The following is a 22,182-nucleotide window of genomic DNA, read 5'->3' as shown; positions in this document are numbered from 1 at the left end:
ATCAGCCCCTGGAATCCAGTGCCGCTCTCACTTCACTTTCGACGTCATTGGGCATTGGTGGCCATTGGGAGATCTTCTTCAGGAGGCCAGCTCTGTCGATCTCGACGATCGGCGGCCTGATGTCCCCTCGAACGACAACCTCGATGCCATCGGCAGAAACGTTCAGACGATACTGCCCTGGCGACAAACGAATACGGGAAACGATGCAGTCTTGCCATCCAATCCGGCCGACTACCTTCGCCAGTGATGTATTGCGCGCCTCGCTCCAGGCACCTCCGCTCCCAATGAGCAGTTCACGAAGAGGCATCGGTCGGGGCGGCGTCTGATCCAGCGAGAGCCAGGCGCCACGCTGACTGCATTCGGCTTCGAACATCCTCTGTCCCACGAATCGCGAAAGCCCTTTTGGAGTCCGCAACGCAACAGGCAATCCAATCCAACCATCACGGGCTCCGAACAGGACCGCTGCAAGCACGAGCTCTTCGTCATTCAGGTCTGGGTGCGAGAATTCCAGTAGATCCACGCAGTGTTCGCGAAGACAGAACAGCAACAACGGGCGCGACAGCGTTCCCTTGTGACTTTCGAACAACTGGCTAATCGTGCCGCCGCCTAAACCGAACGTGCTGCGCATGTCGGAGATCAGTCGCCCCAGTCGGGGTTGATAACGCACTTCTTGCAGTGCGGCGAGCTGGTCATCCAGAAAGGCAAGGACAATGTCGACAGGCCTTTCTGCCGATCCGCTAAGCCGTGCATCGACTAATGCCTGTACCGCACCCCAGAACAGCCGTGCCTGCACCGGACTTTCCGGACGCGGGCTTCCGGATTCAATCCATTGCGCAAGCTCTGCCAATACAGCATCGCGTTGGACTGCGTCGCAATCGTCGGCAGTGCCGGCACCGCTGGCTATGCGATAAACCGAGCAACACAGGTCACTTCGGTTCGCAAGCTGGTACAGCATGGCCAGCACGCCCCCGATAGCCTCTCCGCGTGCTGGCGGCTGATCGACCACTACTTGAGTGGCGCCTTGTGGTTGTCTGGGCAAGGGCCAGATCATGGGCGCGGCCGAGGAAAAGAATTCCTCGCCCACCTCAATGCTCAGGCCAGCCAAGTCGATGTTGGCGAAATTGCGTGCGGACGCTTCGAACTCCTTGCGGTCTGCTGGTGAACGAAACACCAAGCGTGTCGCCAAGGCCATTGGCAAGGGTGCCGGCACAATCAGCGCACCCGTCTCAGAGTCGATGCTCAAAGGTAACGTCCCGGAGGAAACCTCGCCATTGCGCGAGACCAATCGAACCGGCCCGGCGAGCCTCGCGAGATCGATCTCGGCGATACAGGCGCGCAAGTGCTTTTGCTCACTGACGGCCTGCTGTACCGCAGCCTCCGGAACTCCGTCGCGAAAGATGGGAATCAGGCCAGGCACCTCGCTGGATGGATCACGATAATGCTTGCCCGCAAAGCCTGCCGGGCCCATGACCATGCCCGCGGCCAGCATATGAAGCAGGTTCAGGTGATTCGTCGCCAATAGCCAGGTTAGTGCAGCGACGTCGACCTGCTCCAGGCCGGAAGCCGCTGCGCCCGAAGGAACAGAATTCCCTGCAAGGACTAGCTCCGGTTCCTCAAGGGCAGGCGGCGATGCCGGATGTTGCATGGAAGGGTCCGGTGGCTCCAGGCGATCAGGCGCCGGGTCGAGGAGTTGCTCAGCTTCGCTATCCGGGGCCTCAGGCGGCGTTCCGGGCCCAGATTCGGTCGATTCGGCTGGCGCGATTGCTCCTAACAGGTCCGGCTGCCGGTTTGGCTCTACCGCTGATTCCGGTGTTGCCTTCTTGCGTGTCCGCTTGGCCGGCGGCTTTGCTGGATCTGTCACTTTCTTGCGCGTGGTCATGTTTATTTCCTGGCCAAGACGGCCTGATCTTGCGGTAAGAGATCATCGATGGCCGGCATTGGATTTCCGGTGCGCAGAAGGATGATCTGATCGCGTGCGCGCGCCACCATCACGTAGAACCTCTTCTTCAGCACGTCTGGATTGTTCCGGGGTAGATGTTCATCGATATCCGCCAGGATGGCGGTATCGAATTCCAGGCCTTTGCAAGCTTGGGCGTTGATCACCGTGATCCCGCCCTGACCGAAATCCAAAGCCTCCTGTTGCCCCGAAACGAAGGTCCCGATCTGCGGCTTGTCGTGATCGAGTGCGGGGTTCATGCCATTGAGCGCGCTCACGAACTTCTCGCGAATACGGTTGTTTGGACAGATGATCCCTACCAATTTCCTCGGGTTGCGGTCCGCGGTCTGCAGGATGAGTTCTGCAATACCTTCAAGCGTCCACGCCTCTCCATCGCCGTACCTCCACAGCTCGGGCGTCAAGGCACCCGGTTTCGGCGGAGGGAGGTCGGGCTTCGGGCTGGCTGGGTCGCCCGGATAGAAATGTAGCGCCAACTGGGCGATGGGACGGGTATTGCGATAGTTGGCAAGCAACTCCTTAGTGTCTGCATGGGCAATATCCAAAGCATTCTCGATATCCCGCCGAGCGCTACACCTGTCGGGATGAATCTGCTGGTTCTGGTCGGCGACGACGTAGAAGTGCTCAAACCCGAGATTGGCCAGCGCGTTATAGAACGCCGGTGGCATGTCCTGTCCTTCGTCGATGACCAGAAGAGGAAGAGCAAACGAGTGTGGTGGAAGGTCGTCGGTCTGAAGGCGGTCAGTGACACTCTGCCAATTGATAGCCTGATACGCACCGGGCCGATCAGGTTGCAGAAGCGGCACACGCTCCTTGAAAAGTGCCTTCCAAAGTTTGCGAAACCACGTTTCAAGAGTGAACGCCTTCAAGTCGTCTCCGAACAAATGCCGACTCGATTGATCTAGGAGTTTGTTGTATGCGAGAAAGCGATAGTTCGCATTCTCGGCCGCCAAGCGTCGCACACGGAGTAGCGCGACGACCGACTTGCCGGTTCCGGGCCCTCCCACGATCAAATGCTGCCCGTCCAGCGGCAGGGCTAGTGCCGCATCCTGATCCTTGCTCAGGTCTTGGGCGTTCGGCAGGGTAAATCGGCGGGTCCGATCGACGGGCATGTCTAGGACATCCGGAAGAACGCGGGGACGCCACCATCCATACCCTTGACGAACACGCGATCCAGCAAGGTATTGCCGTATTCGCAGGCAGGCTCGGGGACCAGTGCGCAAGCATGGCAGGCTGCACGATTGAGGAGACCTGGCCCCTGGCCTTCGTGCTCGCTGCATACCGGATCTAGCGAACACCAGCGGGCATGTTCCAGCGCACGCACAAGGATGCCTAGAAAGCGGCGCGGCTCCGCAATTTCGGCCAGCCCCCCCAGAGAACCTGCGATATCCGGAACCGCGACATGGATCAGTATCCCGGCCATCGGCTTGGGCGCTTCCGCGCAGTAGATGACTTCTGTCAGTGACGCAGCAGGGTATCCGCCTTCCGCTTCGATCTGACGCATCAGCAGGTGCGACAACGTATGCAGCAACAGGAAACGGGCTGTCAGTGGATTGGGCGCATCCAGGCCGGATTGGATGAAGCGAGGGAGCAATTGCCGCAGCCGCAAGTTGACCGCCTCGTCATCACCCCAACGTGAGAGCCGGTCCTCGTCGAGTACGATGAAGATGCCTTCGCCATAGAGCTCGACAGCCGGCAACCAGTCGGAGCTGCCCACGATGTCCGGCGGTACAACGTTCTCTCCGTTGAGGCGACTGAATCCCTTGAACACCTTCACAGCCTTTAGCCGACCCACGCGCACCATGCGCTTCACCCCACGAACGAGCTGACGCATTTCTTCGCCAGTTGTCTCGTCACAGGCCAATGCCTGCCAAGCTTCGGTCTGGTCATGCGTGACCAGATCCTCATCGGGCCGCTGATCGGCCAGAGTCTCCAAAAACGCATCGAACTCGCTTTCCCGCAACTGTCCGGGAGTGAAGACCGCATCGTACGAAGGGTAGCCTTGATCGATATCCAGCATGGCCGATTCGACCTCTTCCGACGTGCAGCGATAGGCTTCTGCGATCTGTCGGATCGCTGCCCTCCTTGCCAAAGGCGCCCGCGCGGCGTCGATGGTCCGACGATCCTGGGTACTGCGGTACAGGCGGTCCACGGCCGTCCCTTTGCGTACGCGTGACTCGGGCGGGATCACCAGTGCAAGCGCCCAGGCAGGCGAGTAGACGCGTGTGTCATTGATCGCCAGTACCTGCGCAAGGTGATCGGGCCCGGCATTCGGCAGCTCCCTGGCGAGTGCCATGTCATCATTCGTCCAGGGTTGTTGGCGACCCGTTCCGAAACCCAGACGTTCATCGCCACGAAATAGTGCTTCGGCTCGGCAGGCATCGCAACGCAAGGATCGTGACGCTCCGGTTTCAACCAGTCGCAGCCTGTCCTTGACGTTGCATCCCCGTTGCTCCGGTGAACGGACGTCCTTGTGGACCAGATAATGCCAAGGCACTTCGGCGAGATAGCCAGCCGGGTCGGCCAGCACCCATGTCACCTGCACAAGTTTAGGTCTCCTCCCGCACGCCTGCCGATCGCATCGCGGCGATTCGTCACCGTCTACCCGCCATGGATTCAGGTAGAGCGCGCCGCAGTTCGGGCAACGCGCCCATGCCGGAAAGCGCGATACCGGCACGCAAACACCGTCCACCTGACCATGTGCGCCCTCCCGCGCCACGGGAGGCTCCCGGAGAACTTCGGTGACTCCCAGTGCCGCGCGAACACGCTCCACATAGGGGATAACGTTGCCCCCGGGCTGCCCTAACCTATCCGTCCACTGCCGAGTATCACGAACAACTACCAAGTCGTCGGGGCCGCGCACGATGGCGCCAACCCCGCTGTGTGCAAGCAAGTGCGACAGGCGAATCGGGATCAGATGATTCGACATGACTTAAAGTACCTTGAGAAGTGCCGAGTTTTCGACATTGCGCAGGGATTGCAAGGTTGGCCAAAGTCCCCTGATTCGATCATCGTGGTTGTAGAGCAATCTGTCCGCTGCATTGTCGTTGCCCGGCACCTGATAATGCAGGGCGCGCCTCGAATCACGGCACCGCTCCACTTCATTTCGCCAGGCGGCCACCAAGCTATCGATATGTGCCTCGATCTCTGCTTTCTGGCCTTGGTTGACGGCGGATTGGCTACAACGTCGTTTTAACTCCCGAATGGCTTTGTCCACGGCAGCATGGGTGGGATCGAACTGCGCTGCGGCGTCGTTGCCGGCGAGACCGATGCGTGCGTGGCGCATAACGATCACCAGCGCTGCGTGCAGTGCGCGCAGGCGCGCCTGGTAGGTGTAAGGCGTCACGCTGGTCGGCTCGACAAACCGATAGAAGGCTTCGTGGAACGGGCGAAAACTCTCGTAATGCGAGAGGCTGCGCGCCTGGTCCCGGTAGTAGTTCACGAACACGACGCCGGGCACGTCGCTGCGGCCAACCCGGCTGCTGGCCTGGATGTACTCGGCGGTGGTTAGTGGTTGGCCGTTGATCGTCATCAGTGCAAGGCGCCCAACGTCCAAGCCCACCGAGACCATGTTGGTAGCCAGCACCACATCTAGGCATCCGTCCGCATCCCGCTGCAGTGCAAGCCGGGTAAAGATTGCGCTGTTTTCCTCGGCCGTCTGCAGACTGGTCAACTGCGCAATGCTTGTCTGGTTGCGTGCATCTGACTGGGGGTTCAGCAAGCGCATGAACTCGCCGACGTCGCTCACGAACGCGGTGTGGCTGTTGCCGACCCCCTTCAAGCTGCCGTGGTACACGACCATCGTCCACCATGCATCGAGCAGCGCGTCTCGCTCTTGCTCGTTCTTGAACAAGGCATGGGGTGCCAGCAACATGGCGGCCGCAAGCGGAGCCAGACACTTCTGGCGATTGAGCATGGGAGCCATGTAACCGATGTACATGCGCCCCGGGCGCTGCGTCAGTGGCACGGTACGGGCAAAGTACGAATCGTCGCGACTCAATCCGGGCGGCGGAAACACGGACACCGCGCGCCCGTATAGCCGACGAACCTGTTGCGTCGCCATGCGGATCGTGGCCGTGGAGGCAACGTACTTGGGATAGATGCCGCGCAGCCGCAGCACGGTATCCAGCCCAGCCTCATAGAGCCCGGCCACCGAGCCCAGTGCGCTGGCGATCAGGTGCAGCTCATCCTGGATGATGAGCTCGGGGGGAAGGCACTGCGCACCACCAAAAAACGCGCCGGCGCGCTCCTCCCAGGCCAGCCGCGCAAACTTGTCCACGGTGGCAACCAGCATGGTCGGTGGGTTGGCATAGAGCGCCTCGTCCACCACGTTGCACGGCAAGGATCCCTCAAGCTCGCATTGCGGGTTGCCACAACGAAAGCCGAACTGCCGCTCGGTGGCCTGGTAGCTGGTGTGTGGATCGAACCCTTGCCCGCACCACGGGCAGCGGTCGAGCACCAGCGCCGGCAAGTCGCCGCTCGCGCGGGCCTCGGCTACACGCTTTGCGGCTTCTGCGAACGTGTTCGGGCTGGTGGCCTTGCCCACCCATAGCCCGATACTGATCGGCTCCGTCCCGAGGTCATTGCGCTCGCGTCGAATCCGTTCCAGCGCGCATATAAGACGCGATGCACGCAGGTACTGGTCGCGGGTCAAAAGCCGCAGGGTGTAGCGCATCAGCACGCAGGTGCCGCCACCGGTATCGGGATGCCGCAACCGCCGCAACGCGATCTGGAAGGCGATCAACCCGAGATATGCCTCGGTCTTGCCGCCGCCGGTCGGAAACCAGATGAGATCCACCGTATCGCGGTCCTCGCTGTCGGGATCGGTGGCGGACTCGAGTACGGTGAGCAGGAAGGCTAACTGGAACGGGCGCCAGCGATAGGCATCATCACCACGCAGCTTGCCTTGCACGACGTCATGCTGTCGCATCTGATCAAGCATGGCGCGATTGGCCAGGGCAAAGGCCAGCCGAACTTGCACATCCATGCCCAACAGCGCCAAACCATGCCGCATGCGCTTGACGGTCGTTTCAATGCGCTGGCAGATGCGTTCCCCTGCCGCGCGATCATCCTCCAACAACCCGGAAAGCACCTCCCTCTGTCGGCCTGCCCAAACGGCGTAGCCATTCACGAAAGCAGGCAACTCGGACGCAAGCGGGTCTGGGCAATCGCCAAGGCGCGACAGCACCGCCAAGGACAATGCCGCGTCCCCGCCCGAGCCCGTGTCGGCGGTCATCTGCGGCACTTCCAAGACAGGCACGGTCTGTGTGCGCAGCGCGGTCACCTTGCCATCGGCTACCACCCAGTCGGCTGCGCAGCCGTGCCCGATGGCATGGATGCGCTGCTCAGCGTACTGGAGTTCGATTTCCTGTTCTTCGTCATCAAGCAGGCTGCGATCCACCCGTGGATACTCGCTCACGTGGCCCGCGTCGATCACGCACCTGAGGTTGGCTTCGAACAGCGTTTTCTCTGCCCGCTCGAATGCGAATTCGCGCGTATCGTCGGCAACCACCTGCGTATTGCAGAGCGTGACGGTGACGATCCACCCATCGGCGAAGGGCCGCCAGATGGTGTCGAGCCGCGCACGATCCGCCAGCACCCCGTGGCTTTGATGTTGTTCCTTGTCTGGGCAGGTGACGTTGACAACTTCCTCGCTGTCGGCTTCTGAAACCAACACCTTTCGGGTCCATTCGTTTTTGTACCGTCCGCGCTCATCGCGCTCCGTGCGTTCATATCGAACAGCCGAACACAACAGTTGCAGCTCGATGCGCCCTCCCTTGATGAAGAAGGAAAAGCCCAGCGAGGACGGCGGAATGTAGCGGCGCACGATGGCCGGTTCGGCATTACTTTCACCCGAGGCTCCCGCAGCGGCCTCGGCATCCTCCACTTCATCCCCTGCCGGATCGATGCCTTCGCCCGACGAAGACACAGGATAGATCGCCCCGCACGGGAAGCGTTCGGTTGGCAGCACGCCGCGGAGATCCGATCCCTCCGAACCGCGCGCCCGCGACGCGCCCACCAGCTGATGGCGCACCCATTCGATGAGGCGCGCGCGCGGCTCGACAAACGGATGGGTCGTCATGAAGGTCTCCCGTTCTGGACGGCGACATTCATGGCTTTCCCGGCTGGTTGTGCAAAAAATCCCCACGCGATGCGGTAGTCGGTTTCGCGGTTGGCCAAAGTGAAGGGGGCTTCGTAGCGGCGGACTTTTTTGGTGGGGCCATTGGCGAGGATGTCGTCGGCGACGGTTTGCTCGATGGTGGTGCCGGTGGGGGTGTCCTTGATGTCGTCCCAGCCGTGGTTGCCGCGTTGCTGCTTGCCGTCGGGGTGGCCGAGGCTGCCGTCCTTGTGCTGGTTGAGGATCACGTCGTAGCGCGCGGCCTCGGGCAGGTTCATGGCGCGGCGCTGGGTGAAATCGGCATCGCGCAGCGGGCGCTTGGGCATGCTGCCGCCCGCCTGATCGGCGGCGATGGCCTCGCGCGCGGCGTAGTAGCGGTTGGTGGCGTGGCGCAGGAACAGCAAGCCCAGGATGGGCATGAAGTATTCGTTGGAGGCCAGCCCCGAGTTGGCGCGTAGCTGGTCGGCCAGCTTCCACAGGTCGGCGCCGAATTGGTCGAGGTGGGCGAAGTGATCGGCGGTCATGGATCAGTCTTTCCGGCTTGCGGTGTTGCCGTAGGGCAGCACGGGATGCTCGTCGCTGGTGAGCAGGCGGACGAAGTTGGGATGCAGGAACAGCTTTTCGCGCCCGACCTTGACCTCGACCAGCATGCCCAGATCGGCCAGTTGCTTGAGGTAGACGGAGGCGGTCTGGCGCTTGGCGATGCCGCCGTCCACCAGGTTCTGGATGCGGCAGTACGGCTGCACGAACAGGGCATCGACCAGCTCGCGGCTGTAGATCTTCGGCGCGTGCGTGCGCACGAAGTCCGTGGCCTGCGCGTGCAGGGCCTGGATGGCGCGGATCTTGTCGCCGGTCCAGCGCGCGGTCTGGGCGACCGCTTCGAGCATGAAGGTGATCCAGTCCTGCCACGCGCCGTCGCGGGTGACGGCAAGCAGCCGGCGGTAATAGTCGATGCGATGGCGCAGGATGTGGCGGGACAGATACAGCACGGGCTGATCCAGCAGTCCCTGCTCCACCAGCAGCAGCAGGTTGAGCACGCGCCCAGTGCGGCCGTTGCCGTCGAGGAACGGATGGATGGCTTCGAACTGGTAATGCGCGACGGCCATGCGAATCAGCGGATCGATGTCCGTGGCGTCGTGGATGAAACGCTCCCAGTTGGCCAGCTTGCCGCGCAGCAGCGCCTCGCCCTGGGGCGGGGTGTAGACGACTTCGCCGGTGGCGGCATTCTTGAGTGCGGTACCGGGGACGCGGCGGACATCCATGTCGCGGTTCTTCAAGCGGCTGCACACGCGCACGGCGGTGCCGGTGCCGAGCGGGCGCTCGGCCAGCGATTCGAATCCCTCGCGCAGGGCGGCGCGGTAGTTCAGCGCCTCCTTGGTGGCCGGGTCGGCGGCCTGCTCGTCCTGGGCGAAGCGGAACAAGGCATCACTGGTGGTGACGATGTTCTCGATCTCGCTGCTGGCCTGGGCCTCCAGCAACGGGATGGTGTTGATGAGGACGGCCTGGTTGGGGATGGCGGCGCCGACGCTCTTGAGCTCGGCCAAGGCGGCGCGGGCCTCGATGCAGGCCTTGAGCAGGGGCCGCGATTCGATGTCAGCCGCTGGTGGCAGCGCCGGCAAGTCGTCATGGGGTCGCTGTGGATCAAAAGGCATGTCGATGGTTCCCCTGAGTCCTCGACATGTTTTGACGACATGTCGAAGGCGTCGACATTAGCCCACAATACGTCGAAGAACAAACTATTTATCGACACATTTTGTCTATATGTCGATGGAATGGCCTGTCCAGCTTCAGGCCATGCGCCGGCGTAACCCAAATCGGGGAGCGCTGTGGCTGCCCCGGTTCAAGCGGCGCTCCGGCACCGCCTGCCCGGCCGCGATGGCATCTTCGACGTCGAACGTGGCCGCTACGTCCGTGGTATCGGCCCTCCCCTGCAGGCTCCATCACAAAACAGCCGGACCTCTTCGCGCCTACAACTCCCGCACCACCCGAAAGCCCACGCGGCCGCTGCGCACGTCGCCGTCGGCGCCCTGGCGGTAGGCAGAGGTCACCTGGTCGGGGGAGCTGCCCCATGAGCCGCCGCGCAATACGTGCACGCGGCAGCCGGGGTTGATCCAGGCGCTGCCGTCGTCGGGGGCGCGGATGTAGTTGTCGTGCCAGCAGTCGGCGACCCATTCGGAGACGTTGCCGTCCATGTCGTACAGGCCGAACGGGTTGGCGGCGAAGCTCATCACCGGCGCCGGGCCCCAGTAGCCGTCGCGGTAGCCGCGAAAGGCGTTGCTCCAGCGACGCCCGCTGCGCGAGCGGTCGCCGGAGCCGGTCAGGTTCTCCACCTTCTGGTCGGGTGCGGCGTCGCCCCACCAGTAGCGGCTGGTGGCGCCGCCGCGCAGCGCGTACTCGAACTCCGCCTCGCTGGGCAGCCGATACTGCTTGCCGGTGCGCTCGCTCAGCCACTTGGCGTAGGCCACCGCATCGTTCCACGAGATGTTGACCACCGGCAGGTTGTCGCCGGCCTTGCGACCGGCGTAGTCGTCCTGCCAGCTGGCGTTGGCATCGTCGCGCAGGGCGCCGCTGCGCTCGTCGTACACGCTGGCGCCGCCGAGCCGGGTCGAATCGGGTACGTAGCCGCTGGCGCGGACGAACTCGCGGAACTCGCCCACGCTGATTTCCGTGCGCGCGATGGCGAAGCCCCTGGCCAGGGTGACCCGGTGCTGCGGCAACTGGGCGTCGGTGCGATCCTCGTTGTCAGCCGCCGCCCCCATCAGGAACGAACCGGTGGGCACCACCACCATCGCCGGCCCCTTGCCGGGCAGGTCGACGTAGCGATCGGTGAACACCTGACCGGGCTTGTAGTTCGCGTACAGGCGCGCGTTGGTCAGTTGCTCGTCCACCTGCGCCAGCTCGGGCAGGTCGGCATCGGTCGCGCGTGCCTGCGCGACCAGTTTGGTCGCCAGCTCGAGGTTGCCGCCATCCAGCGCCAGCCGCGCCTGCGCCAGCACACCCGCGGCGCGCTGGCGGCGCATGTCGTCGATGCGCAGTTGCACGTCGTGCATCTGCTGCGAGCCCGGACGGATCGCCTGCGCGCGGGCCAGCTGCTTCTCGGCGCCGGCGAAATCGTTCTGCGCGACCGCCGCCAGCGCGCGATCGAGCACCGCACGCTGCACCTGGAAAATCCCCTGCTCGGCTACCGCATTCTGCGGATCGAGCTGTTGCACCTGGTGGTACAACTCCAGCGCGTTGTCGCCCTTGGGCTGGTCGGCCTTGCCTTGCTGCAGCAGCGCCGCCGCCGCGGCCAGCATCGGGCGCACCGTGGCCAGCGTCTTCAGGTTCTCCTCCAGTTGCGCGACCTCCTGCTCGGCATTGGGCAGGGTGCGCAGGGCATCGAGCAATTCCTTCGCCGCGTCGACGTCGCCGACGGCGATATCCTGATCGATCTCCGCCACCAGCCGCGCGCGCACGTCGAACAGGCCCTGCACGGCGCGCCGGCTGTCGGGCTTTTCCTTCAGCGCCTGCATGAACAGCGCGGCGGCACTCTCCGGATCGCCAGCCAGTTGGCCGGCATGGAACGCCTTGAGGGCGCGCGCCAGCAGCTCCTTCACCTGCGGCGACTCGGCCGATTTCTGCTCGGGCAGGCTGGCGTTGTTGCGGTTGCGCGCCACGATCACCGCGGTCGGGGCCAGCGTCAGCGGCGGACCGGCGTTCAGTTCGTTGATCGCCGCCACGCGTTGCGGTGGCAGGTTGCCGGTGGGCGACACGTCACCCAGGCTCATCGCCCGCTGCGGCATCTGCCCCGGCGCCACGTGGAACCACTGCGGAAAAAAGTGATACGTCAGCGCGACGCCCAGCACGATCATGCCCAGCGCCCCACCGAAGAAACGCTGACGGCGCAGGATGGCATTGCGTGGCATGGATGGGCGTCCCGGTTGCGGCCTGTTATCGTGCCAAGGAGTATGAACAATGAAAACCTTGGCGGCGGAGATCGTACGCGGCGGGCCGACGTTCGACGCGTGACTCCATTCTCGCCGATATGCCGGCGGAAGCGCGCGCCGCAAGCCGCACCTCGTCGCCGGATGACCCGTCCCGCCCAGGCTCTGCGTTCACCATAGGCACAAACCGCCGGCAGGGCAATCCGCGCCGGCGCCCTCGAAGGAGTCCCGATGTTGCTGTCCCAAACCGCCGCTGCCGACTGGATCGACCAAGCCGACGCATTGCAATCCTGGCTTGCTGCCCTGCCCGCGGACGCGGCCGTCGGCCTCGACACCGAATTCATGCGTCGCGACACGTTTCATCCGCAGCTGGCCCTGCTGCAATTGGGCTGGAACGGCCGTCACGCGCTGGTCGACCCGCTGGCCTTTCCGATCGGCGCTGCACTGCAACCGCTGCTGGGTGCGGGCAAAGCGGTGACCGTGATGCACAGCGCCAGCGAGGATCTCGAAGTGCTGGCGCCGCTGCTGCCGGCTGGCCCGCAGCAACTGTTCGACACGCAGATCGCGGCCGCCTTCGTGGGCATGGGCCTGGGCGTCAGCTATCGCGCGCTGGTGGCCGAGCTGGTCGGCGTGGACCTGGACAAGGGCGAAACCCGCTCGGACTGGATGCGCCGGCCGCTGACCGCCTCGCAATGCAGCTACGCCGCGCTGGACGTGGTGCATCTGAAGACCATCCACGAACAACTCGCCGAGCTCCTGCAGCAGCGCGGGCGCAGCGACTGGCACGCGCAGGATTGCGAGCGGCTGAAACGCCGGGTGCACCGAGAAAGCGACCCGCAGCCCCAGCGCGCCCTGCGCGCGGCGGCCGACTGGCGCCCGGAAGCGCAGGCCCGCCTGCGCCGACTGCTGCTCTGGCGCGACAGCTGCGCCCGCCGCCTCGACGTACCGCGCCCGTGGCTGCTGGACGACACCCTCGCCCTCAGCCTGGCGCAGCAACCGCCGGCCACGCTGGCCGAACTGGAGCAACGCGCCCGTGGCCAGCGCGCACTGCGCTCGGCCCAGCGCAGCGAGCTGTTCGAGGTGCTCGCGCCCGCCGTCACCCCGGCGGAGATCGACGCCACCGCCCGCATCCCCGGCCATCCGCAGGGCGCCGCCAAGCAGGCGCTGGCGGCGATGAAGCAGTCGGTCGACACGCTCGCCACCGAACTCGACCTGCCGCCCGGCCTGCTGTGTCCGCGCAAGGTGCTGGAGGAATACGTGGTCACCGCCGAATGGCCCGAATCCCTCGACGGCTGGCGCCACGACCTGCTGCACCCGCGCCTCGCCAGCCTGCTGCCCGACCGCCCCGCGACCAGCCGACCAGTTGCCAAGCCCTCGGCCGGCGATTAAGATACGCGGCTTCCCACGGGGTGTAGCTCAGCCTGGTAGAGCGCTACGTTCGGGACGTAGAAGTCGCAGGTTCAAATCCTGTCTCCCCGACCAAGAACAACGATCAAGGCCGCCTCAGGGCGGTCTTTTTCGTGGCCGTGGCGCATCGAAGGCTGCGTCATTATTGCGCCGGACCAGGCGCCATTCTCGGTCGACGGCTCCGCTCGCCTCAGCGCCACCGGGCAGCCCCGCCGGCCAGCTCAGCCCCGCGGCCGCACCTGGCCGGCAGGAAGCACACCTTGCGGGCTGTCGCGCACACCGCGAGCGAAGTTCGCACGAGTATCCCGACGTTCCTTGGCAGTTCGGGCCGTGCCCGAGTTCATGGGCGGAGAGGAACATCACGTCGTCGCGGTCGAACAGACGATCCACCAGCCCCAGCTTGGCCAGCGGCAGCCGAATCGCGTCTGTCTTTCCCTGATCGTCATACGCTCCGCCGGATCACCACCGGCGACGAAACGCCTGGATCGGGGCAAGAGCCCGAAACCCACTGCAACGGATTGCCGCCCACCGCATCCCGACGGTCCATGTTCCACGGCCGGGCCCCGGAAATGTCCTCGCCACGCCCGACGTTGCCTGACCCGCAACGACGCAGGCGCTCTCCGAACACCTTGCCGATACGTTCCGGCGTCATGTCGGCCATGCCCCGGCTCTGGCCGATCAAGGTCGGCAGCCGTTCGAAAGGGTACTTGGCCCGTGCTGCGCCTTGACGCCGATGGCGGGGACCGCCTGAACCGCCGCGCTGCTTTCCGCAGCGGCGGCGTTGGAAATGGATGGCGAAGCGCACGCCGCCAACGCCAAGCTGACGGCAGCCGCAATGGCCTGCCGGGTCTTGCCGGGCATGGGATGTTCTCCAGCCGCGGAGATCGGCCGCACGGCCACGGGCGGAACGATACGTTGCTTCAGTCGTCGATCCTTGAAGTACCAGTTCTTGCGGCACTTGATGGGGCGACAACCCTCGAGAAAGATGATCTCCTCGTCGTTTGGCAGCTCCTTCAACTCCTGCGGCAGCATCAGTGGGCGTCGCTCTTCCGTGTGGCTGTAGCTGGTGCCTTGCTTGCCGGTGCTGCGGGTGCGTCGCTTGACCGTGGTGTCACCAAGCATCTTGGAGTACTCCTCGGCATCGCGCTGCTCGCGCGGAGTGAACACGATGCTGGCGGCGTGGTTGGTGATGTAGGTGCGTGCCTCGTCCGCACCGTAGGTCGCGTCCAGCTGCGACAGGCTCTGGATGATCGACAGGTCACGAATGCCGTAACCGGCGGTGAGCGAGATCCGCTCGGACAACACATTGACCCGCCCCATCGCGGTGAACTCGTCCATCAGCAGCAGCATCTGGTATTTCAGCGCGGGATCATCCTGCGGAGTTTGCCGCAGGTTCTGTCCGATCACGGTGGAGAAAAAGATGTTGAGCAGCCGGCGCGCCTCGCCCAGCTTCTGCGGCGGAATCACCACATAGATGGTAACGGGGCGTCGACGCAGGACGTCCACGTCGAAATCGCAGGCATTGGTGGCTGCGGCCAGGATCGGGCTGAGGAACTGTTGCAGCGGCGCCTGGGTGGTGGCGATCACCGAGGCGAAGGTCTGTTCGGCCATGCCGGTCAGGCTGGTGAGGGCGGCTCGGGTGGTCGTGCTGACGAACGGTTCCTTGAGCCGCGCCTGCAGGAACGCCTTTAGCTCGCCGTCGTCGCCGGCGGAAAAGCGATAGATGCGCTCGAAGCTGGGGAAGGCGTCGTGCGTGTTGGGGTCGATGGGACAGCCGTCGGAACCGTGAAGATTCTGGCGAACCTTGTCGTCCCATGCCTCGAACAGGTACGAGCCAAATGCCACGAAGGCAGTGCGCGATTGCGACGTCCAGAACGGGTCCTGACCAGGCTCATCCGGATACAGGATCGCGCCGAGCGTCTGCAGTTCGCCCACGCGCACGCGCGGATCGGAGGACATCGCCATCAGCGGATTGAAGCGATGTGTACGGCCGTCCTCGGCATACGGCGCGAAGCGATAGATGGTTTGCCCGATGCCGGCGCGGTATCCGCTGGTGTGCTGGAACAACTCGCCCTTGAGATCCATGCAGACGATGGAATGCCGGTAAGTCAGCAGCACCGGAATCGCGATGGAGGTGGTCTTGCCGGTGCGCGTCGGCGCCGTCATGACGATGTGCCGCGTGCCGCCGAGATAAAGGTAATCACCGCCTGCCTTGCCGATGATGACGCCTTCGGGCGACGGCTTGAGCAGGCCGGCGCGAGCCAGGTCGCCGCGACCGGCAAAGCGCGCATCGCCATGGAAGGCCCTGGCGCGGGGCTTGAGGATCAACACCGCAACGATCGCCCACGACAGCAACGGCAAACCGAAACCGAGACCACCGGCCAACCGGATCTTGCCGGCAAACGGTTGCCAGTCCGGCTGGCCGAGTGCCTGCCAGTATTCGACATAGGTGGTGAAATGCAGCTGCGCCGGCTGCCGGAGCAGCCACAGCGTGAGCAGGCCGCCGAGATAGAGTCCAACGGTCAGCGCCAACAGCAGCAGCGCGACGACTCCCGCAACCCTGGTTCGCAAGACACCCATCTCCCCCTCCTTCCCTGGATACGTGAGGTCGACGATCTTCGACGTCATGCGGCAAAGGTGTCAAGGCCGCTGATGTTCACCCGCGTCGGTGCAGATCGTCACGGCACACATCATTTGGCCGTCCGTCTGCGTACCGCCAACAACTTTCTCAAGCCGCCCGTCGCGAAGCGGCGCCGCAGCTCTTCGACTGTCCGCGCGCCACAGCGGGGTGTAGGCGCATTCCGAAATCGAGACCGGCAAGAACCTCTCGCGTCGTAGGAGTCCTGCCGCCGCTCCCGGTGCCGCAAACCAGTGCACGGGCATTGCCGGCTTGCCGCATCAGGTTGATCGGAGAGGCGCAGGAAACAACATGAATCATGGGGTTTCAAGCACTTTTCCACAACGCAGAATATGTCTGTTCACCACGGCGCGATCGATGTGAAAGTGAGAGTGACTACGTCGGAACAAGTGCGAGTCAGATCACATGAGGCAGGAAATTTTCCTAGGCGGATTCGGTTGACGACTCGCGGCTTGCTCTCGATCATGGCGACCGTTCGATCAGGGAAATCGAGATCTCGCCAGGCGCGCAGCTGCTTCACGCAGCCGCGATCCACGCCTGGCACCCGAGAAGTACAAGTGTTGCGTACCCGGCATCGGACCGGGTACGCAACTGACTCACGACATTGGACTGTTGGTGTACTCGACATGGTTTGCAGGGGAACCGGGAGCAATCCCTTTCCGGATTCAAGACGACTGAACGCGCAGACCGGCAACGGTCCGGGCCTGGCGCCGGCTTGCCCGTCGAAACATCGGCGACACCTCGCTGGCCATGTCCGGCCAGCGTCCGCACTGATCTCCGGGGTTGAAGTGAAAGAAAAGATTTCCAACCGAACGGCGCTCGGCGGGCTGCTGCTCGCCACCACGCTCCTCGCTGCCTGTGGCACCCCGCCTGCGAAGGACTTCAGCGGCTCGTGGCGCCCGGTCAACCGGTATCGCTCCGAGCCCACCGAGATACCGTTGCATCCGCAGTACACCTTTTTCGCCGCGCCCATCGACGGCACGCTGAAGGCGATGCTCACGCGCTGGGCGACCGACACGAACCGCACGCTGCGCTACGAGCTGAACTACGACGTCACGTTGTACACGCCCGTGGCGACGATTCGCACCGCCGACCTGGAAGCCGCCGTCTCCAGGCTCAGCGGCATCTACGCCGCGCAGGGCGTCCAGGTCAGCATCGGGCCGGGCGAGATCGTCGTGCGCTCGACCAACCGCCCGTCGCCTTCCGTGCCGACAGCATCGAACGACAACTCCAAGACCGGAAACGCCCTGCCATGAATCCCAGGCATCCCGCCCTCGCCCCGCATGGGGTTCCTTGCTGATGGCAGGGAAGAAGACATCCGGCACCGCGATCGAACGCAGTGTGGCGCAATCGACCCGGTTCGAACTGACCATTTCCGAGCTGGCGCAACGCAGCGAGCGTCGAGCGTGGTGGGTGGCCTGGACAGCCGTTGCGCTGGTGCTGGTCCTCTCCGGCGGCTACTACTTCATGCTGCCGCTCAAGCAGAAAGTTCCCTATCTGGTAATGGCCGATGCCTACACCGGCACCGCCACGGTAGCGCGGCTGGACGGCGACTTCGCCATGCGCGGGATCACCACGCGCGAAGCGGTCAACCGCAGCAACGTGGCGCATTTCGTGCTGGCGCGCGAGTCGTACGACCTGGAGCTGGTCAACCTGCGCGACTGGAAGACGGTGCAGACGATGGCAGCAGCCGGCGTCAAGGCGCCCTACGTGCAGCTGTTCGCCAACAGCAATCCCGACAGCCTCATCAAGCAGTTCGGCAAGGACCAGGCGATCCGCATCAAGCTGCTGAGCATCCAGCTGGTCGGCGGCGGCCCCGGCAAGACGCCGCGCGGCGCCACCGTGCGGTTCCAGCGCAGCCTCTACAACAAGCAGAACGGGGCGACCCGTCCGCTGGACAACAAGATCGCCACCATCGCCTTCACCTACAAGCAGAACCTGGAGATGGACGATCAGAGCCGGGTCGAGAACCCGCTGGGCTTCTGGGTCACCAGCTACCGGGTGGACGACGACTACGCCACCGCGCCGCCGCCGGAGGTGTCCGTACCGCCGGTGATGACGCAGCCGGCACCGGCCATGGCCGCCACGCCCGCGCCTGCACCGACACCACCGGCTGCCGCTGCCACCGACACTCTCCCTGGAGCAGGTTCCCGATGAACCGAACAAGCATCTGGTGGCTCGGCGCCGCCCTGTGCACCACCGCTGCTGCCGCCCACTCGCAAGGCGCGGAGCAGGTGCTGACCCATTACGAGTACGCCGCCGACGCAATCTATCCGGTGCGCACCGGCCTGGGCATCACCACCCAGATCGAGTTGAGCCCGAGCGAGAAGATCCTCGACTACAGCACCGGCTTCAGCAGCGGCTGGGACCTCACGCGTCGGGAGAACGTGTTCTACCTGAAACCGCGGAACGTGGACGTGGACACCAACATGATGGTGCGCACTGCCACGCATTCGTACATCTTCGAACTGAAGGTGGTGGCAACGGACTGGAAAACCCTCGCCGAGGCGCGGCGCGACGGCGTGCAGTACAAGGTCACTTTCACCTACCCGGCCGACACCAGTTTCTCCCACGAGAAGAAGCAGCAGCTGCGGACACTCGCACAAAACAGCAGCCTGCTGCCCGGCCGCAGCTACAACTTCGACTACGACTACGCCACCAGGAGCAAGGCCGCCCCGTGGCTGGTGCCGGTCAACGCCTACGACGACGGCCGCTTCACCTATCTCAAGATGAGCGACCTCAAACAGTTCCCCAGCGGTGATTTCCCCGCCGTGTACATGCGCGAGCAGGCGCACGGTGAGGACTCGCTGGTGAACACCACTGTCGAGGGCGACACCATCATCGTCCACGGCACCTACAACTATCTGGTCATTCGCCACGGCAACGACGTCGTGGGCCTGCGCAGGAACACGCCCCAGTGAACAACCACCAGCATCCCGGCGACGAGCGCGCCGACGGCGAGCACGCCGGCGGCATGCACGAAAGCCGCGAGCCGCTCGTCGGCAATCCCTACGCCAGCCACATCCAGCGCGGCCACGAGCCTGACCTCGATGCCAACGTGCCGCAGCTGCGCGCGATCGAGCTGCGCCGGATGAACCGGCGGGCCTTGCTCCTGCTGGGCGCGGTGGTCCTGCTGCTGATGTTCGTCGCCTACTGGATGTTCACCAGCGCAGGCAGCCGCCGCGAGCAACCGAAACCGCGCGAAGAGAAAGTCACGGTCGCCGAGGCCCCGAGCACGCTGCGGGTGCCCCAGTTGCCGCCTTCCCCCACAGTGCACAGCCAGCCGCCGACGCCACCCATTCCGGTACTGCCCGCCAGCCCGGCGCCGCCGCTTCCCACCACGACCGTGCAGCCAGCAAGGGCGCATGACCCCACCCTGCTGCAACGGCGCATCGCCGCCAGCGGCGCGGAGATCCCGGACCCATCCGCCACGCAACGCATGCCCGATGGCGTCGATGCGCGGCTGCCCACCGGCGAGCAGACCGGCCCGACCAGCGCCCAGGCCCTGCCGCACGCCGACACTCTGATGCAGCGCGGCACCTATATCCGCTGCGTTCTCGAAACGCGCATCGTCTCCGACGTGCCCGGCTTCTCCACCTGCCTGGTCACGGAGCCGGTGTACTCATTCAATGGTCACACGCTGCTGCTGCCCAAGGGGTCGAAGCTGCTCGGTGCCTACAGCCACAAGCCGACCGGCAACCGCATGGAAGTGGTGTGGGATCGCATCATCACGCCCACCGGGATCGACGTGAACATGGCGAGCCCCGGCATGGACAACCTGGGCGGCGCCGGCCTGCCCGGCCATTACGACGCCCACTGGGGCCAGCGTGTCAGCTCGGCGCTGCTGATCAGCCTGCTCAGCGACGCGTTCAAATACGAAGCCGCCGAACATGGTCCGCGCAACAGCACCATCGGCAACGGCTTCGTCACCCAGACCCCATTCGAAAGCAATACCGCGCAAACCGCGCAGCAACTGGCCGACCAGGCCGTGCGTGAAGCGGCCAACCGTCGCCCCACGGTCACCATCAACCAGGGCACCGTCATCTACGTCTACGTCGCCAAGGACGTGGATTTCAGCGGCGTGGTTGCCCGCTTCTGAATGTCCTGATCCAACGACTACCGACGCCATGGACGACGTGAACGCACAGGTTTCCAGCGATTTCCTCGACTACCAGTACGAGGTGCTGGGTGTGCGTGAGCACATGGCCAGCGCCGAGGTCACCGAGATCTGCATCAACCGGCCCGGCGAGATCTACGTCGAAAACCGCCAGGGCTGGCAGCGCATCGAGGTGCCCTCGCTGACGTTCGAGCGCGCGCGGCAGTTCTGCACGGCGGTGATCAACGAGAGCAACACCGGCCAGCGCATTACCGACATCGACCCGGTCGTCTCGCTGACCTTTCCCACCGGGCAGCGCGCACAGCTCGTGATACCCCCCGCATGCGAGGCCGACCGCGTCTCGATCACCATCCGCCTTCCCTCGCGGCAGCGCCGGACCCTGGCGCAATACGAAAGCGACGGCTTCTTCGACAAGGTCGTGGAAGTGGACCACGGCCTCAGCGAGCTGGACAGCGAACTGCTGGAACTGCGCAGCGCGCGCAACTATGCGGAGTTCTTCCGCAAGGCCGTGCTGAACAAGAAGAACATCGTCGTCGCCGGCGCCACCGGCAGCGGCAAGACCACGTTCATGAAATCGCTGGTCAACCACATCCCCGACGACGAGCGCCTGGTCACGATCGAGGACGCGCGCGAGCTGTTCATCGACCAGCCCAACGTGGTGCACCTGCTGTACTCCAAGGGCGGCCAGAGCACCAGCCACGTCACCGCCAAGAGCTGCATGGAAGCATGCCTGCGCATGAAGCCCGACCGCATCATCCTGGCCGAGCTGCGTGGCGACGAGTCGTTCTACTTCATCCGCAACTGCGCCTCCGGCCATCCCGGCTCGATCACCAGCTGCCACGCCGGCAGCACCCGGCAAACCTGGGATCAGCTCGCGCTGATGGTCAAGGCATCCACCGAAGGCGCGGGTCTCGAGTTCAACACCATCAAGCGCCTGCTGAAGATGACCATCGACATCGTGGTGCACATCAGCGCGCACGCCGGCAGCCGCCACATCACCGGCATCGACTTCAACCCGCAACGTGAAGCGGCGGAATCCTGATGCTGCCCGGGATGGAAATGCTGGCCTGCCCCAACCTGGCCGTGTCGCCTCAGGTGATGCAGCACATCGTGCAGGTCGAATCCGGCGCCAATCCCTATGCGATCGGCGTCGTCGGCGGCAAGCTCGCGCGCCAGCCGCACAGCATGGAAGAGGCCCTGGCCACCGCACGCATGCTGGAGAGCCGTGGCTACAACTTCTCCGTTGGCATTGCCCAGGTCAACCGCGCCAACCTGGGCCACTACGGACTGGATTCCTACCGCAAGGCCTTCAGCGCGTGCGACAACCTGGCCGCGGGCGCGCAGATCCTCGCCCGCTGCCACGACAGCGCCCATGGCGACTGGGGCAAGGCCTTCAGCTGTTACTACTCCGGCAACTTCACCACCGGCTTCCGCGACGGCTACGTGCAGAAGGTATACGCCTCGATGAACCGCGTGGCCGAAGCCCGACTGGCGACCACGACACCCGTTCCCGAAGTCGCGGCCATTGCGCCGACACGCGCGCCACCCCCCGCAGAAATCGTCGCCGGCAGAAGCGCCGTACCGCCGCTGGTGGTCTATTCCGGTGACAACGCCAACTATCGGATCGCACTGCGCAGCGTGCCGATGGCAGCCGTCGCGAAGGAACCTGCATCACGGCCGAACCCGTTCACGCCACGCGATATCGGCGGCGAAGCTGCGTCCGCTGCGGCAGTCTCCACGGCGGGCTTGTCCGGCGCCAACGCAGACCCTGCCGTCCTGCCGCAGCACAGCGTTGCGCCCTCTTCACCCTCGACCGCCCCTGCCCGCCAGCCTGCCCCGCCCGGGCTCGCCGGCACGACCACCGGCGGCGTGTTCGAACCGCAGGTGCGCGGCCCCGGTGACCCGGCTGTGGCGTCAGCCGCGCCGGCTGCAGGCACATCCGCCCCACGGCACGACCGCGCCGACTTGCGCATGGAGCAGCGCGATGCCGCCTTTGTCTTCTGATGCCATCCGCAGGCGCAGCAC

General features: G+C 64.6%; 16 protein-coding genes and 1 tRNA gene. 8 read left to right on the top strand and 9 right to left on the bottom strand.

Annotated elements, in window-relative coordinates; translation table 11 throughout:
* Position 1 precedes the first annotated feature (1 nt).
* The 7 genes from ACVCMI_RS08435 to ACVCMI_RS08405 all read right to left on the bottom strand — a co-directional run bounded on the left by ACVCMI_RS08435 (position 2) and on the right by ACVCMI_RS08405 (position 11,977).
* Positions 2-1,879, bottom strand: coding sequence for a hypothetical protein (locus tag ACVCMI_RS08435; protein ID WP_447099151.1), 1,878 nt, complete (start codon positions 1,877-1,879; stop codon positions 2-4).
* A 2-nt stretch (positions 1,880-1,881) separates the two neighbouring features.
* The gene (locus tag ACVCMI_RS08430; RefSeq protein ID WP_447099152.1) at positions 1,882-3,066 is read right to left on the bottom strand and encodes an ATP-binding domain-containing protein; all 1,185 of its coding nucleotides are present in this window, start codon (positions 3,064-3,066) and stop codon (positions 1,882-1,884) included.
* 2 nt (positions 3,067-3,068) lie between these two features.
* On the bottom strand, positions 3,069-4,883 hold the full coding sequence (gene drmB, locus ACVCMI_RS08425; protein ID WP_447099153.1) for a DrmB family protein: 1,815 nt from the start codon (positions 4,881-4,883) through the stop codon (positions 3,069-3,071).
* Positions 4,884-4,886: 3 nt separating this feature from the next.
* Positions 4,887-8,036: a helicase-related protein gene (locus ACVCMI_RS08420; protein WP_447099154.1), complete on the bottom strand. Its 3,150-nt coding sequence runs from the start codon at positions 8,034-8,036 to the stop codon at positions 4,887-4,889.
* On the bottom strand, positions 8,033-8,596 hold the full coding sequence (locus tag ACVCMI_RS08415; RefSeq protein WP_447099155.1) for a type I restriction-modification system subunit M N-terminal domain-containing protein: 564 nt from the start codon (positions 8,594-8,596) through the stop codon (positions 8,033-8,035). Before ACVCMI_RS08415 ends, ACVCMI_RS08420 begins: the two co-directional genes overlap by 4 nt.
* Positions 8,597-8,599: 3 nt before the next feature.
* Complete coding sequence (gene fic, locus ACVCMI_RS08410) at positions 8,600-9,724, bottom strand: protein adenylyltransferase Fic (protein WP_447099156.1); 1,125 nt, start codon at positions 9,722-9,724, stop codon at positions 8,600-8,602.
* 315 nt (positions 9,725-10,039) lie between these two features.
* Positions 10,040-11,977 (bottom strand): formylglycine-generating enzyme family protein, encoded by a 1,938-nt coding sequence (locus ACVCMI_RS08405; RefSeq protein WP_395117766.1) that lies wholly within the window; start codon positions 11,975-11,977, stop codon positions 10,040-10,042.
* 249 nt (positions 11,978-12,226) lie between these two features.
* On the opposite strand from ACVCMI_RS08405, the gene rnd reads away from it, so the two are divergent.
* Positions 12,227-13,384: a ribonuclease D gene (gene rnd, locus ACVCMI_RS08400; protein ID WP_447099157.1), complete on the top strand. Its 1,158-nt coding sequence runs from the start codon at positions 12,227-12,229 to the stop codon at positions 13,382-13,384.
* A 16-nt stretch (positions 13,385-13,400) separates the two neighbouring features.
* Positions 13,401-13,477 (top strand) — tRNA-Pro (locus ACVCMI_RS08395).
* Between the two features lie 367 nt (positions 13,478-13,844).
* Here the strand turns inward: ACVCMI_RS08395 and ACVCMI_RS08390 are convergent.
* Both ACVCMI_RS08390 and ACVCMI_RS08385 read right to left on the bottom strand, forming a co-directional pair.
* Positions 13,845-14,063: a hypothetical protein gene (locus ACVCMI_RS08390; protein ID WP_447099158.1), complete on the bottom strand. Its 219-nt coding sequence runs from the start codon at positions 14,061-14,063 to the stop codon at positions 13,845-13,847.
* Positions 14,064-14,080: 17 nt separating this feature from the next.
* The gene (locus ACVCMI_RS08385; RefSeq protein WP_447099159.1) at positions 14,081-16,030 is read right to left on the bottom strand and encodes a type IV secretory system conjugative DNA transfer family protein; all 1,950 of its coding nucleotides are present in this window, start codon (positions 16,028-16,030) and stop codon (positions 14,081-14,083) included.
* 798 nt (positions 16,031-16,828) lie between these two features.
* On the opposite strand from ACVCMI_RS08385, the gene ACVCMI_RS08380 reads away from it, so the two are divergent.
* Genes ACVCMI_RS08380 through ACVCMI_RS08355 form a run of 6 tightly spaced genes read left to right on the top strand, consistent with a single transcriptional unit; the run spans position 16,829 to position 22,161 of the window.
* Positions 16,829-17,296: a hypothetical protein gene (locus ACVCMI_RS08380; protein ID WP_447099160.1), complete on the top strand. Its 468-nt coding sequence runs from the start codon at positions 16,829-16,831 to the stop codon at positions 17,294-17,296.
* A gap of 43 nt (positions 17,297-17,339) precedes the next feature.
* Positions 17,340-18,197, top strand: a complete 858-nt coding sequence (locus ACVCMI_RS08375) for a virB8 family protein (RefSeq protein ID WP_447099161.1) — start codon at positions 17,340-17,342, stop codon at positions 18,195-18,197.
* Positions 18,194-18,961: a TrbG/VirB9 family P-type conjugative transfer protein gene (locus ACVCMI_RS08370; protein ID WP_395117707.1), complete on the top strand. Its 768-nt coding sequence runs from the start codon at positions 18,194-18,196 to the stop codon at positions 18,959-18,961. The genes ACVCMI_RS08375 and ACVCMI_RS08370 overlap by 4 nt, the downstream gene beginning before the upstream one ends.
* A gap of 53 nt (positions 18,962-19,014) precedes the next feature.
* Entirely contained in the window at positions 19,015-20,139 is a 1,125-nt protein-coding gene (locus ACVCMI_RS08365; RefSeq protein WP_447099467.1) for a TrbI/VirB10 family protein, read from the top strand.
* 28 nt (positions 20,140-20,167) lie between these two features.
* Positions 20,168-21,199, top strand: a complete 1,032-nt coding sequence (gene virB11, locus ACVCMI_RS08360) for a P-type DNA transfer ATPase VirB11 (protein ID WP_447099162.1) — start codon at positions 20,168-20,170, stop codon at positions 21,197-21,199.
* Positions 21,199-22,161, top strand: a complete 963-nt coding sequence (locus ACVCMI_RS08355) for a transglycosylase SLT domain-containing protein (protein ID WP_447099163.1) — start codon at positions 21,199-21,201, stop codon at positions 22,159-22,161. The genes virB11 and ACVCMI_RS08355 overlap by 1 nt, the downstream gene beginning before the upstream one ends.
* Positions 22,162-22,182 lie beyond the last annotated feature (21 nt).

Source organism: Rhodanobacter sp. UC4448_H15, from assembly GCF_052978265.1.
This window is presented reverse-complemented; position numbering and strand designations above follow the sequence as displayed.